General features: G+C 62.1%; 11 protein-coding genes. 7 read left to right on the top strand and 4 right to left on the bottom strand.

Annotation, left to right across the window (positions count from 1 at the left end):
- Positions 1-12: 12 nt before the first annotated feature.
- Complete coding sequence (locus XI02_RS06670) at positions 13-444, top strand: hypothetical protein (RefSeq protein ID WP_172648774.1); 432 nt, start codon at positions 13-15, stop codon at positions 442-444.
- A 70-nt stretch (positions 445-514) separates the two neighbouring features.
- On the opposite strand, the gene XI02_RS06675 is transcribed toward XI02_RS06670, so the two are convergent.
- On the bottom strand, positions 515-1,516 hold the full coding sequence (locus XI02_RS06675; protein ID WP_244980808.1) for a helix-turn-helix transcriptional regulator: 1,002 nt from the start codon (positions 1,514-1,516) through the stop codon (positions 515-517).
- A 624-nt stretch (positions 1,517-2,140) separates the two neighbouring features.
- Here XI02_RS06675 and XI02_RS45115 point away from each other — a divergent pair.
- Positions 2,141-2,386, top strand: a complete 246-nt coding sequence (locus tag XI02_RS45115) for an AraC family transcriptional regulator (RefSeq protein WP_244981166.1) — start codon at positions 2,141-2,143, stop codon at positions 2,384-2,386.
- A gap of 1,397 nt (positions 2,387-3,783) precedes the next feature.
- Here the strand turns inward: XI02_RS45115 and XI02_RS06685 are convergent.
- Both XI02_RS06685 and XI02_RS06690 read right to left on the bottom strand, forming a co-directional pair.
- Positions 3,784-4,023, bottom strand: a complete 240-nt coding sequence (locus tag XI02_RS06685; protein ID WP_172648772.1) for a hypothetical protein — start codon at positions 4,021-4,023, stop codon at positions 3,784-3,786.
- Between the two features lie 126 nt (positions 4,024-4,149).
- Positions 4,150-5,766: an AMP-binding protein gene (locus tag XI02_RS06690; RefSeq protein ID WP_172648771.1), complete on the bottom strand. Its 1,617-nt coding sequence runs from the start codon at positions 5,764-5,766 to the stop codon at positions 4,150-4,152.
- 191 nt (positions 5,767-5,957) lie between these two features.
- Here XI02_RS06690 and XI02_RS06695 point away from each other — a divergent pair, with 191 nt between their 5' ends.
- From XI02_RS06695 to XI02_RS06715, 5 genes are all read left to right on the top strand, one after another.
- A complete protein-coding gene (locus XI02_RS06695; protein WP_172648770.1) occupies positions 5,958-6,551 on the top strand; it encodes a GNAT family N-acetyltransferase in 594 nt (197 codons plus the stop codon).
- Between the two features lie 244 nt (positions 6,552-6,795).
- Complete coding sequence (locus XI02_RS06700) at positions 6,796-8,145, top strand: DUF3100 domain-containing protein (protein WP_172648769.1); 1,350 nt, start codon at positions 6,796-6,798, stop codon at positions 8,143-8,145.
- Positions 8,146-8,210: 65 nt separating this feature from the next.
- Complete coding sequence (locus XI02_RS06705; RefSeq protein ID WP_338150473.1) at positions 8,211-9,338, top strand: M20 aminoacylase family protein; 1,128 nt, start codon at positions 8,211-8,213, stop codon at positions 9,336-9,338.
- On the top strand, positions 9,335-10,735 hold the full coding sequence (locus tag XI02_RS06710; protein ID WP_172649270.1) for an L-serine ammonia-lyase: 1,401 nt from the start codon (positions 9,335-9,337) through the stop codon (positions 10,733-10,735). Before XI02_RS06705 ends, XI02_RS06710 begins: the two co-directional genes overlap by 4 nt.
- A gap of 164 nt (positions 10,736-10,899) precedes the next feature.
- Complete coding sequence (locus XI02_RS06715) at positions 10,900-11,973, top strand: AraC family transcriptional regulator (protein WP_172648767.1); 1,074 nt, start codon at positions 10,900-10,902, stop codon at positions 11,971-11,973.
- A gap of 338 nt (positions 11,974-12,311) precedes the next feature.
- On the opposite strand, the gene XI02_RS06720 is transcribed toward XI02_RS06715, so the two are convergent.
- The gene (locus tag XI02_RS06720; RefSeq protein WP_172648766.1) at positions 12,312-13,511 is read right to left on the bottom strand and encodes a CaiB/BaiF CoA-transferase family protein; all 1,200 of its coding nucleotides are present in this window, start codon (positions 13,509-13,511) and stop codon (positions 12,312-12,314) included.
- Positions 13,512-13,525: the final 14 nt, after the last annotated feature.

Genomic DNA, 13,525 nt, shown 5'->3' on the forward strand with positions numbered 1-13,525 from the left:
TCCGGAGAAAGAATGGCTCTTCGATCTGCAGGCGCTACTGCAACCCTCGTTTCGTTCACCCTTCTTGTTCAGTTGTACTCGGGTGCTCGCGGTTACGCTCAGCAATCAACTGGTCAATTGTTGATGTCATCGGGCTTCGGCCCCATCGCTGCTACCACGCCGGAGATGTTGAATCGGCTGATGTCATTCCCGCCCAATCAGTTTCAGCTACGGCACAAGCGCGGACGTCCCTACTACGTCTACGCGGATCCCTCCGGATGCACCTGTGCGTATGTCGGCAGCGTGGCCGCAATGGACAAATATCGCGCCAGTTCTGGTGCATTGCCGGAAACTGCGCTCTTGGCAGGCGGCTTTACGAATCCAGAGCAAAACCTGATCGACAGCATGGAAAACGATGACGCCGCAGCCCAGTTCAACGATGACGTGTTTGGTCCGGACTTTTAGGTTTGCCTGATGTGCTTTCGAGGATGACGGTCCTGCGCGTTCGTGGCACACGCGCCGTACCACGTGACGCTTATTCCGGCCGCGATTGCGCACGAAACTCCCGCGGCGTAACACCGCTAATTCGGCGGAAGGCGCGAGTAAAGTGCGCTGGATCAGTGTAGCCGGAGGAGAATGCGATTTCGATGATCTTGGAATCCGTGTCACGCAAGAGCTTGCTTGCATTCTCGAACCGGATGATGTCGAGCAGATCCGAGTATGTCATGCCGGCGTACGCGAGTTTGCGTTGTAAGCTCCTCGCGCTCGCGCCAGCCATCTCCGCGACCTCAGCGAGAGCCGGAAGTCCTTGGTCCAGGTAGGACGGCAACATCAACTTGAGCGTTGCAATGATATCATGACCTGATGGGCCAGCCTGATCGTCCTGCAAGGAGAGCGCTTTCTCCTTTGCGCGATTGGGAAGGCTGAGAAGCGAGATCGGCACGTCGATCCATGATGCGTCCTGTCCGGACAGGAAGCGCGTGTTTGGCCAGAATGAATGACACGCAGGGCTCGGCGTATAGCGGGCTTCAAAGGCGATTGTTGCAGGAGCCCAATCCGGTCCGGCGAACTGCTGGACGATATATATAGGGAAAATGTTCTGAAGCCACTGTGAATGCTCGAGGTGCAGGAGTCCTTTTGTTCCAGTGAGACTGCTGCAAAACCTCACATGATCGTCGTGGCGCTCGATCCAGTTCTTCAAGTTCGAGTCCTCGATCGATGCCCATTTGCAAGCCTGTTGCAGCGCGACCAACAACGTTGGGGCATGGCCGATCAGAGTCCGGGTTTTCTCGCTCAGGTGACAATAGTGCAAACGTTGGGAAGCGAGGAATCCGAAATCCGGAATGCCTTGTGATCTCCGGGCGATTTCCGCGAAATCGATTGCTCGCAGAATCGGAACATAGTGATTGGCCTTTTCTTCCAATGATGTCGGAAGATGAAATTTTGCCAGAAGCGAACCCGTCGACGCGCCGATTTCGCTAAGGATATCAGCGAAGGGAATGATGAATTGGCAGCGCGTCAAATGAATATTTGCCACCAGGCCGCCTCTCGATCGTAAAATGGATGCTGCCTGTCGGCGGGAATTTCGCTCGGGCCGGGCGTTGGCGTTGCCGGCGAAAATGGAAGAGTTCGCTGCCCCGCTCCCGGCATGCACCGTTCTCTGCACCCCAGCGATCTGCTGCGTCGATCAGCAGAGCCGCTCCTTCGATGCCGGACTTGCCGGCTTTTTTGGCGGCTTATGGCCAGACGGCCAACAATTCGCTGTATAGGCATACTGGATCAAGACTGGGATCTGAATGGAGGAAAGCTGAGCCCTTCGTGCTGGGTATCGATGAATTCTCTGTCCGTACCCTCGCAGTATTACGTGCGTTCGACAATGGTCGAACGAGGGCCGCTGGGTGATCGAAAGACGCCCTGGTTTTCCCGGACCGTCGGCCAGACAGGAGGCCCGGATACCCATGGCGCCGAAGCATCTGGTATTCTCTAGACGGAGCATAGACTTCGTGCCTTACACCGACAGATGAGAGCCGTCCGTTTGCCTTCGTCCGAGGCGGTCCGCGCGGCCATTGTCGCGTCGCTGCGACAGGGTGACGCAACCATAAATGGCACAGCTCGCGTTTGCAAGATCAGCACGCGGACGTTGCAGCGTCATCTCGGCCGTATGGGCACAAGCTATCGCGCAATGCTTGCGGAGGTTCGCTTGAATATGGCTTGTCAGCTGCTCGCAGACTCGAGCAAGCCCCTGTCCGACGTCGCAAAATTCCTCGGCTATTCCAGTGCGAGCAGTTTCAGCCGCACTTTCGCGCGTTTGATGAAAGTTCAGCCCGTTGTCTACAGGCGGCAGCAACTTGCCGATAAACAGCAGCAAGTGCCCCATCGCAGACGGCTTTGCGCGATCGATAGCTGAAACATTCCACGAGATTGGCGTGAAATGGCAAGACGCGCGATTTGAATCGGAGCGAAACGTTTGGCGAGATTTCCGGGCTCCGCAAGGAGCCATTTTGTTTTTGACGTTCAACTGGAGCGCTGGGTCGCTATGGTGAGCTATCTGGGCCGGCCGAAGCAAAAATTCAGCGGTGCAAGGTGGCGAGCACGGTAGGCACCGCGTCATGCAATCACGTCGCCGAGCACGAGCGGCCGACCGCAGAATCAGCTCCATCCGTTCGCGACAAATAGCGGGAGCCAGGACCATCCGCCACACGGCTGTCGTAGCGGCGTCGGCGAGCCCTGAGATCGTCCAATCGGTGCCTGCACAGACCTATCTGGGCGCCGCCCGTCTCGACCAGCGCATTGTCGAGGCGATCGCGGTGGCGTGCCTGGCACATGGGATAGGTTGATTGTCGAGGCGTCATCGACCCGCGCCCCGTCTAGAATTGGTATCCGCGTGAGGAGAAACTGGCGCACCCGTCACGATTCGAACGTGTGACCTTTGCCTTCGGAGGGCAACGCTCACTCGCTGTCAAAGTCAACCCGAACACCGCGCAGCGAGACATGAACCTGCCCAAGGCGATCATGCGGCACTTCGGCCATACCGATCTCGGGGGCATATCTCGAGGTAGTGGACGATGGCGAAAATCTCCGTTGGTGACACGATCGAAGGCTAGGCGGTACGATCTGTCTGGTTGCCGTGCGACGCGCCGGCAGACAGGGCAGAACCAGTTTTGTTCGACGAGGCCCAGTTCTGATTGAGATCAACCCTTTGCGCCGCGCTTTAAGCGGGCGGCTTTGGTTTTGCCGCCTCCATCTTCCGTCGCGGTCCGGAAAGAAAGATTCCATCTCATCGTCGGTAAGAGCCGAGGGTCGCCGGAAAATTCGCATGCAAGATCCGCAACAGCCAGATCAGGCTCTTAGCCCCATCACAGGAGATCTGGCAATCGACGTGTTCGGGTTGGCGCTCGCGCCATAATTCTCGCGAGCCATCTGCTCAAATCCATCGTTCGGAATAGCGGAATTCGTCGTCAACGTCTGTTCCGCCGATACCAACAAAACGGATGGCTGCCGCGAATTTTTACTTGTGTCTTCAATCGCCGCGAGAAAATCGGGAATCGAACCAAGGATTCAAGCTATTGTTACTGCTGGTGTTTCTAGCTTGGTGCCCCTAGCCGGCAATCGCCGAATGGCATAACGAATTGAATTTGCGATAGTTTTAGCCGCCGATTGCTGCGGATACCAACAGCAATGCCAACAAGATGACAGCTTTCAGTCTTCGAAGTGCCTATCTGCCGAGGGTCTGTGTGCCGGTTCTTTGGCGGCCGGCAAGGTCGCTCGGCGCACGAAAGTCTTTCATTCTGTGCAAGAGACGCGTCAGTCCGCGACCTTATCGAAGTCACACACCATGAGTGCGGTTTTGGCCAGGCTGATAATGTCCACCCGCAGATCCGTGGTCGTCCCCTGACCGATAATGCCTTGCAGCGTCAGTTCTCTGCTGAGCGCTTCGATCATCCGTTTCATACGTCGCCGGTACTTGATGCTCGAGCTTTCGTCGTCGTGACTGAACATGTCGCAGGCTGCAATTTGGTCTTTGCCGATGAATCGTCGGGTCAAAGGGGCATGCCAAACATGGGTATCGAGTCCCGAAAAGGTGCCGTCGGACCAGGTTGGGAGTGATTTTAGGACATGAGCTGATCGGGATTTCCAGCGCGCGCCATCGGCCGGTCGGGCAGCTTTGCGTCAGTCCTTGAGCAGCCGCCGCAACAGCTTGCCGGCCGGTGAGCGCGGCAACTCGGTCACGAAGCTGACATCGCGCGGCACCTTGTAAGGCGCCATGTTCTGGCGCGCCCATGCCGCGAGCTGGGCGGTGTCCAGCTCGGCGCGCGGCGCCAGGACGATGAAGGCCTTGACCACTTCGCCCTTGGTTGTGTCGGGCACGCCGATCACGGCCGACGCCGCCACGTCGGGGTGCTTGTTCAGGATCGACTCGACCTCTTCCGGGAAGACGCTGTAGCCGGAGACCTTGATCATCTCCTTGAAGCGCCCCATGAAGGTCAGATAGCCGTCGGCATCGAGGCGGCCCATGTCGCCGGTGTGTAGCCAGCCATTGCGCAGCGCTTCCGCGGTCGCGTCGGGACGATTGCGGTAACCCTTGAATACGCCCGGGCCGTGGATCACGATTTCGCCGGGGACGCCGGCCGGCATGTCCGTGCCGGAGTCGGGATCGACGATCCGGATCTCGTTGCCGGGCACCGGCCTGCCATGCGTGCCCCAGCGGATTGCGTTGCGCGGCATGAAAGTGTCGACCGTGTGGGTCTCGGTCAGCCCGTACGCCGCCTCGAAGCTCTCGCAGTTCGACGCGACGGCCTGCCATTGCCCCGCAAGCGCTTCGGTCCAGTCGATGCCGAAACTAGTCACGGGATTGACGCGGAGGCTTTTCAGCCTGAAGTCGGAAATGTTCGGGAGCTGCGTGACCGCGACGTTCATCGGCGCGACGCTGTACCACCAGCTCACCTGATAGCGGTCGATCGCCTGGGCCGTTACGAGCGGATCGAACCGGTACAGCAGCACGGACGTCGCGCCGGCATAGACCGGTGCATTGACGCCCATCACCATGCCGGCGATGTGATAAAGCGGCGCGATCGAGAGCAGCACGTCCTCGGCGCCGATCCCGTTGCAGGTCACGGTCGCGGCCGTCTTGAAGATGACGTTGCGATAGGACAGCATCGCTCCCTTGGGCCGACCCGTGCTGCCCGACGTGTAGATCATCAGCGCCGTATCGTTCATGTCGATCGCGACATCGCGGGGCGACGCGCCGCTTGCGGTGACGGCGAGGAAGTCCTCGATCTCGCCGGCCGTACCGGCCGGCCTGGAGCCGGATGCGAACAGCTCGTCGGGAACGCCGATCGGCGGCCGCTCGGGCAGCAGGTCCGGGTAGCGGACCACGAAGACATGCTCGAGCCTGGTCTTGTCACGGACCTGAGCCACGATCGGCAAGAGCGGTTCGGCCGCGACGATCACGCGCGCGCCGAGATCGTCGAGCTGGTAGGCGAGCTCGTGCTCCTTGTTCAGCGCCCCGCAGGGCGAGGCAATGGCGCCGATCTTCTGGATGCCGTATTGCGCCTTCAGGTATTGCGGACAGTTGTTCATGAACAGTGCGACCGGCTCGCCCTTGGCGACGCCGAGCTGCTGCAGGCGCGCCGCGAATGCGTCACTCGCGCGATCGAGTTCGAGGAACGTGATGGCACGACCATACCAGATGCAGGCCGGCCTTTCCGGCCGCTCGCGGGCATGGCTGCGGAGCATCTCGTGAAGCGGGCGTTCGTCGATGTCCCTGGAAGCGTTTGTATTGGTCATTGGCATCAGGCTCTTGTGCTCATCGTCGTTCGGAAAGGTGCAAACAGGCCGTCTCAGGGGTTATATTCGGAGATCGGTGCGCCCAGCTTTCTTTGATCTGGCTCTCGCGTGCAGGACTGCTGGAAGAAACGCCGCAGAGCCCGCAAATTGGTTGCGGCGAAGTCTGGATTTCGATTGAGCGAGTGATCTGCATGAGGACCATCAAGATGCGATCCTATCCGCGTCGCGTCAAATTCGAGAGCGGGGACGTCGAGTTTCGGTTGATGGGGGCTGCCGACGAGGCTGCCGTCGGGAAATTTGCCAACGCGCTTGCCGTGCACGACATGCTTTTCCTGCCGCGGAATATCCGTGAGCCGAAGGTGCTGTCGGCATGGATCAAGGAGATCGAGCGCGGCTCGATCGTCAGCCTGCTGGTGGTCAAGGACGACATCGTGGTGGGGTGCGGCACAATCGTGCGGGACCCCATGTCGTGGTCGGCCCATGTCGGCGAGATCAGGACCGTGATCGCCTCGCATGTACGCGGCACCGGCATCGGACGGGCACTTTCCAATGAGGCCTTTGACCTCGCGTTGTCGATGCGCCTGGAACGCCTGACCGTGCAGATGACGTCGGACCAGACCCGCGCGATCACGATCTTCGAGGCACTCGGCTTCCGAGCCGAGGCGCTGTTGCGCGATCAGGTGAAAGACCTTCAGGGCAAGACGCACGACATCGTCGTGCTTGGCGTCAATGTGGCGGACGTGCAGAAGCTCGAACCGGGCGGGGCGCCCGGTGCGATCGAGTAGCACGAGGACTGGCCGAGGAATCGCTTCGCCGTCCTCGCACCGTTTGCATCCATGACGGCAACGGTCGCGGTCATGCCGGCTTTCGCCGGTCGGATCTGCGTTCTGCCAATGTTGCAAAAAATGCAACGGAAATAGGATGATACGATCATTGATGCAAGGTGCTTTCTCCCGGATGCTGCGCGGGCAGGTTGGTTCACCGTTCACCGCATTGCCTCGCAATCATTTTCCGGAGGTGTCCAGCATCATGACATCGACCTCTTCGCCTTCCGCAGACCTGGCCGCCCCGGCGGTCAATCCCGCAAGCACCGGCAAGCTCACGCTGTTCGTTGCCGTTCTGATGATCGTTGCCGTCGCTGAGACGGTTGGGATCGTCCAGTTCCAAATCGGACCGGGCAAGGTGCTGCTTCAACCGATGGTGTGGGCGCTGCTGATTGCGGCCGCATGGGGCCTCTCAGCGCGTTATGTACCTACCGCCGCGCGGATCGGGCCGAGCCTGCAGACCTATGCGGGACAACTGCTCAACGCGGGCCTGCTGTTGTTCGTGATCAAGATGGCATTCACGGTCGGCGGCGCGCTGCCGGAGGTGCAGAAGGCAGGCTGGGCGTTGATCTTCCAGGAGCTCGGGCACACCTTCGGCACGCTCGTCCTCGGCCTGCCGATTGCGCTCCTGCTCGGCGTCAAGCGCGAAGCGGTCGGCGCGACGTTCTCGATCGGCCGTGAAGGCAACATGGTGATCATCGGCGAGAAATACGGCATGAACTCCGCCGAGGGGCGCGGCGTGCTGGCCGAGTACATCACCGGCACCGTGCTCGGCGCACTGTTCATCGCGCTGTTGGCCGGCTTTGTCGCCAGCCTGCACATCTTCGATCCGCGGTCGCTCGCGATGGGCGCGGGCGTCGGCTCGGGCAGCATGATGGCGGCCGCGATCGGCACCATCAACGGCCACAATCCGCCCGAGATGGCGAAGGAGCTGATTGCGATCGCCTCGGCGGCGAACCTGATGACCGCAGTGCTCGGCTTCTATTTCGCCCTGTTCTTCTCGCTACCGGTGTGCTCCTGGCTGTATGACAGGCTGGAGCCCGTGCTCGGTCGGCTCTCGAACTTCACGTCGGAAGACCTCGGGCCCTCGATCGCCGACGCCAACGAGACAAAGCACGGCACGTTCGGCTTCTCCGACTCGCTGCTGGCCTGGATCACCGTCGCCGGCGGCGTCCTGATCGGCAATTCGCTCACCTACAAGGTTCCGCTGCTGGACACGGGGGCGGGTCTCCTGGTCGTGCTCGCGGTCGTGCTGCTGGTCGACGTCGTTGCCCGTCTGTTGCCGAAAGTGCCGCACATCCTTGTCCTGGTCGTGGTCACGACTGTGCTCGGCATTCCCGGCCTGCTGCCGTTCTCCAACGCGATGATCGGCTCGGTCGACAAGCTGAACTTCCTGGCTTTCACGACCCCTGTGCTGACGCTCGCCGGCTTCTCGGTCGCCAAGGATCTTCCGATCTTCAGGAAGCTGAGCTGGCGTATCGTGGTGGTCTCGCTGACGGCTGCCGCGGGCACGTTTCTCGGTGCGACATTGATCGCCGAATTCTTCCATCGCTAACCTACGAACAGATGGACCAACGCATGTCAGAGAAGTTTGGAATCGCCGACGATATCTGTGCCCGCATGCTGGATTGGCGCCATGACATCCATGCCAATCCGGAAACCGCGTTCCAGGAGCACCGCACCGCCCAGCTCGTGGCCGATGCGCTGATGGAGATGCAGATTCCGGTCCATCGCGGCCTCGGCGGCACCGGCGTGGTCGGAACGCTGAAGAATGGCGAAGGCCCGACGATCGCCCTGCGCGCCGACATGGACGCGCTTGATCTACAGGAACTGGGGGACCGCGCCCACAAATCAACCCGGGCCGGCAAAATGCACGGCTGTGGCCACGACGGCCACACCACAATGCTGCTTGGCGCCGCCGTACAGCTCGCCCGCCGCCGGCCGTTCCGCGGCACTGTTCACTTCGTGTTCCAGCCCGCCGAGGAGAATGAAGGCGGCGGCAAGAGGATGGTTGAGGAGGGGTTGTTCAAGATGTTTCCCGCCGACGCGGTCTACGGGATGCACAACATTCCGAATATCCCGCGAGGAAAATTCGCGATCCGGACCGGCATTGCGACGGCCTTCCTCGATACGTTCGAGATCGTCGTGACCGGGAGCGGTTGTCATGCCGCGACGCCGGAGAAGGGCATCGACCCGATCCTGGTGTCGGCCGATCTCGTCTCCGCGCTACAAGGCATCGTGAGCCGCCGCATCGGCGCAATGGACGCCGCTGTCGTGAGCGTAACCCAGATCCACGGAGGCGACACCTGGAACGTGGTGCCCGAAACCGTTACACTGCGCGGCACGGTCAGAACGCTGGACGCCGAGATACAGGATAAGGTCGAGGGCGCCATGAAGCAGGTCTGCGCCGGCGTGGCGCAAACTCATGGCGGAAAGATCGATCTGAGCTACATGCGAGGTTATCCGGGAGTGATCAACACGCCCGCCGAAACGAATGCCGCGGCGTCGGCCGCCGCAAACCTCGTCGGCGTCGAACAGGTGCAAACCGACATCAAGCCGGCGATGGGATCGGAGGACTTTGCGTTCATGCTGCAGGAGTGCCCGGGCGCTTACATCTGCATCGGCGCGGGCGAGACCGCCAATGATCCGCCGTTGCACAATCCCTACTATGATTTCAATGACGCCATCCTGCCGCTGGGCGCCGCGTATTGGGTCGAGCTCGTCAAGCAACAACTGCCTGCTGCCTGATGCTTTCGGTCTTCGACATATTCAAGATCGGCATCGGCCCCTCGAGTTCGCACACGGTGGGGCCGATGCGCGCGGCCGGCCAATTCGTCCGCGCGCTCGAGCGCGATGGCCTGCTTTCCAGAACGGTACGGGTCCGCGCCGATCTCTATGGCTCGCTGGGCACGACCGGGCGAGGGCATGCGACCGATCTCGGCGTGATCCTCGGCCTGCTCGGCGAAAAGCCCGATACGGTTGATCCGGCCCAGGTGGCGCCCCAGCTTGCGCACATCCGGCGCTCCGGCGAGCTGCGGCTGCTCAACGTTCATCCGGTCCCGTTTCGGCGCGGGCACGATATCGTGTTCAATCCCGACAGCGCATTACCGGAACATCCGAATGGAATCCGGCTTGTGGCGTTCGCGGCCGACGGCAGTCTGCTGGCGGAACGCTACTACTTCTCGATCGGCGGCGGATTCGTGATCGAGCGTGGCCTTGGCGACGCGGCTGGCGGCGCAGGCGCCGAGCTCCCGGTCTGGCCGTATCCGTTCGGCACTGGCGCCGAGCTGGTTGCACGTGCGCAGTCGAGCGGCCGCTCGATCGCCGACATGGTGCTCGCCAACGAGTGCGTACATCGCACCGACGCGGACGTCCGCGCCGGCCTCCTGAAGATCTGGGAGACGATGAAGCAGTGCGTCGACCGCGGCTTCGGAATCGACAATGCCGGCGCGGCCGAGCCGTTGCCCGGGCCGCTGGGCATTCGCCGTCGTGCTCCGGCTCTCTACCGCGAACTGTCGGCCCGCAACAGCGATACTGACAGCGTCGATCCGCTGGCGGCGATGGACTGGGTCAACGCCTTCGCGATGGCGGTAAATGAGGAGAATGCAGCGCGCGGACGGATCGTGACCGCGCCGACCAACGGCGCCGCCGGCGTGATCCCGGCCGTACTGCACTACTACGTCAAGTTCTGTCCGGGCGCGACCGACGACGGCGTCGTGACGTTCCTGCTCACCGCGGCTGCGATCGGCATGCTCTACAAGGCGAATGCCTCGATCTCCGGCGCGGAAGTTGGCTGTCAGGGCGAGGTCGGCGTTGCTTGCTCGATGGCCGCAGGCGGCCTGACGGCCGTGCTCGGTGGTGCGCCGTCCCAGGTCGAGAACGCTGCCGAGATCGGGATGGAGCACAATCTTGGTCTCACTTGCGATCCCGTCGGGGGCCTGGTGCAGATCCCTTGCATCGAGCGCAATGCGATGGGCGCCGTCAAGGCCATCAACGCCGCCCGAATGGCGCTGCGTGGTGACGGCAAGCACTATGTATCGCTTGATGCCGTCATCAAGACGATGCTGCAGACCGGCGAGGACATGAAGTCCAAATACAAGGAGACCTCGCTGGGCGGGCTCGCGGTGAACGTCGTGGAATGCTGAAGCACGGCAGTGCCGGCGAAATACCTCGATAACGAACTCGGCGTGATTGGATACGATCCGCGCGCCGTCCCAAGGTTGGGGATAGGGGAAGCCGGCCAGTTGCTGCCGGCATTGCGAATGATTTCGATTTGAGCAAGACTTTAGGTCCAAGGAGGTAGACGACCATGAGCGCTGGAAGGCGCCTGCGAGACGCCGTGCCGGAATGCCAATTGCCGCCGGATTTCGACCAGCATGTATATTCGGCGCAGTTGATTGCTGCCATCATCGCCGAGCTCGGCAGGCAACAGGTTCGATCGTCCGTGGCGCTGGCGGGCACCGGCTTGACCGAGGATCAGCTCGAAGCTCATACGACGCGTATCTCGTACCGGCAGATCGACATCGTGGTTCGCAATGCATTGCGGCTGTCGAACGAACCGACGGTTGCCCTCCGCGCCGGACAGCGCATGCGCGTGACCGCGCACGGAATGTACGGATATGCTTTGCTGAGCAGCGCGACCTATGACGATGCGCGCGCCTTCGCCAATCGATACCTTCGGGTCGTTGGCCCGCTGTGCGATGCGAAATACTCGTATGACGGCGCGGCGGTCGTCTGTGCGTTCGAGCCGTTGCATTGGCCGAATCCGACGCAAGACGTGCATCGCTTCGCAGCCGAGTTCGCCCTCTCGTCGCATTTGACGACGATGAAGGACCTGGCGGGCGAGTCGTTCTGCTTTTCGCAGATTTCCCTTGCCTATGGTGAACCGGCGCATGCCGGTGCCTACCAGATGTTGTTCGACTGCCCGGTCCTGTTTCGCCAGCGCGGAAACGAGTACAGGTATCAGCTGTCTCAGGCCGACGGTCCGGTGGCGCTGGCGGATTCCCGCACCCACGGAATGGCGCGCGAGATGTGCGAGCAGGTGCTGTCCGAGGTCAATCATGCAGGCGGCATCGCTGCCGATGTCCGGCGGGTCCTGATCGAGCAGCCCGGCAGGTATCCGAACATCGAAGCGATCGCTGAGCGGCTGTCGATGCATCCGCGTGCCCTGCGGCGGAGGCTCGAAGCGGAAGATACATCGTATCGTGAGCTGCTCGCCGAGGTGCGGACGCGGCTAGCGATGGAATATCTGCGCAAGACCGCGATGACCAACGAGGAGATCGCGAGCCGGCTGGGCTATAGCGACGCCGCCAACTTCCGGCATGCCTTCATCCGCTGGACCGGCAAGAGCCCGTCCGATTTCCGGGTCTCTTCGCCGGTGTGAACGCCGTGCAGGCGGCGCGCGCTGTATGTGACCGCTCGTTACTCCACGCTGTCCATAAGTCACCTCCGAACCGGCCTCGTCGAACCTCCTCGCGGACGAAATCCATGCATAGATTGGCCATCGACGGCAAATGCGATGGCTCGTCAGGGAGTTGGAAGCGTGTCGGGCGCTGATCGCTTCTGCTCGGGAGCGTCCTCCGAACCTCAGCTGCGCCGCGCCGCTGCTGTGGTGCCCCCCGGTTCGGGCGCCTCGAGACTGGCCGCGCCTCTCATTCGAGGGCGCGGCCTTTTCTCGTGCGTGGGGTGAAGGCGGCAGGGCGCCGCCTTGCGGTCAGCGCATCACGCCAGGACCTTGCTTTTGCGCATCCCGGCGATGGCCGCGTCATCGTAGCCGGCCTCGCGCAGGATCTGCGTGCTGTGCTCACCTACCGCGGGCGCCTTGCGCGGCTTCACCTTGGTTGCACCGTCGACAAAGAACGGACTGTCGATGGTCAGCATGTCGTCGTTCTCGAACGGCACCAGCACGCCGGCCGACAGCATTTGCCGGTCGGCGGACAGGTCGCCCATCTCGGCAACGCATTCGAAGACGATGCCTGCTTCATCGAGGCTTGCACGCCATTCGTCCCGGTCACGCGTCGCGAATGCCGCGTCGAACAGGGCGATCAATTCGGAGGAACGGGCGAAGCGATCGGCCTGCTTGGCAAAGCGCGGATCAGTGAGCAGGTCGTCGAGGCCGAGGCATTTCGCCACGGTCGGAAAGTCGCGCTGCTCGTTGACGATCGCGAGCAGCAGCCAGCGGCCGTCGCGGCAGCGGTAGTAGCAGCCGAGCGCATTGAACAGATTCTCGCGCGGCGGCCGCGGCGTGAACGTCGCCCCGCACAACGCCGCCTGCGCCATGATGCCGTTCGACCACACGCCGTTGGCGAGCAGCGAGGAGCCGACCTGGGTGCCGCGTCCCGTGCGCTCGCGCTGATACAGCGCCACGGCGACGGCCGCGAACAGCGAAACGCCCGACGGGTGATCGCCCATGCCGGCCAGCGCCCGCGCCGGCGGCGTGCTGGCGTCGCTCCGTACCATGTCCATCAGTCCTGAGCGCGCCCAGTAGGCCGTGACATCGAAGCCGGGCTTGCCCGCCTCGTCGCCGGTCTCGCCATAGCCGGTGAAGGAGGCGTAGATCAGCCGGTCATTCGCCGCGGCAAGCCGCTCGTAGCTGATCGCGAGCTTCCTGCGGACCGCGAGCGGATAGTTGGTGATGAAGACGTCGGCTGTGGAGGCGAGGCGATGCAGCACCGCCTGGCCCTCGGGCTTCGACAGGTCGAGCGCAAGGCCGCGCTTGTTGCGATTGTCGAGCAGCCAGCCATAGGGCTGGTCGGATCTCGGCATGCCCGGCAGCTTCGGCACCTGACGGAACGCGTCGCCTGCGCCGGGCGGTTCGATCTTGATCACGTCGGCGCCGAAGTCGCCAAGCAGCGTCGCGGCGGTTGGCGCGGCGATGAAGCTGCCGCAGTCGATGACCTTCAAACCTTCGAAGATGCTCATATGAGTCCGTCTCC

The organism is Bradyrhizobium sp. CCBAU 21365 (genome assembly GCF_015291305.1).
GTDB classification, from domain to species: domain Bacteria; phylum Pseudomonadota; class Alphaproteobacteria; order Rhizobiales; family Xanthobacteraceae; genus Bradyrhizobium; species Bradyrhizobium elkanii.

Bases quoted from the DNA above. Each gene is read 5' to 3' on its own strand.
- XI02_RS06670 (WP_172648774.1), top strand. From the start codon at position 13: ATGGCTCTTCGATCTGCAGGCGCTACTGCAACCCTCGTTTCGTTCACC.
- XI02_RS45115 (WP_244981166.1), top strand. From the start codon at position 2,141: ATGGGCACAAGCTATCGCGCAATGCTTGCGGAGGTTCGCTTGAATATG.
- XI02_RS06690 (WP_172648771.1), bottom strand. From the start codon at position 5,766: ATGACCAATACAAACGCTTCCAGGGACATCGACGAACGCCCGCTTCAC.
- XI02_RS06695 (WP_172648770.1), top strand. From the start codon at position 5,958: ATGAGGACCATCAAGATGCGATCCTATCCGCGTCGCGTCAAATTCGAG.
- XI02_RS06700 (WP_172648769.1), top strand. From the start codon at position 6,796: ATGACATCGACCTCTTCGCCTTCCGCAGACCTGGCCGCCCCGGCGGTC.
- XI02_RS06705 (WP_338150473.1), top strand. From the start codon at position 8,211: ATGCTGGATTGGCGCCATGACATCCATGCCAATCCGGAAACCGCGTTC.
- XI02_RS06715 (WP_172648767.1), top strand. From the start codon at position 10,900: ATGAGCGCTGGAAGGCGCCTGCGAGACGCCGTGCCGGAATGCCAATTG.
- XI02_RS06720 (WP_172648766.1), bottom strand. From the start codon at position 13,511: ATGAGCATCTTCGAAGGTTTGAAGGTCATCGACTGCGGCAGCTTCATC.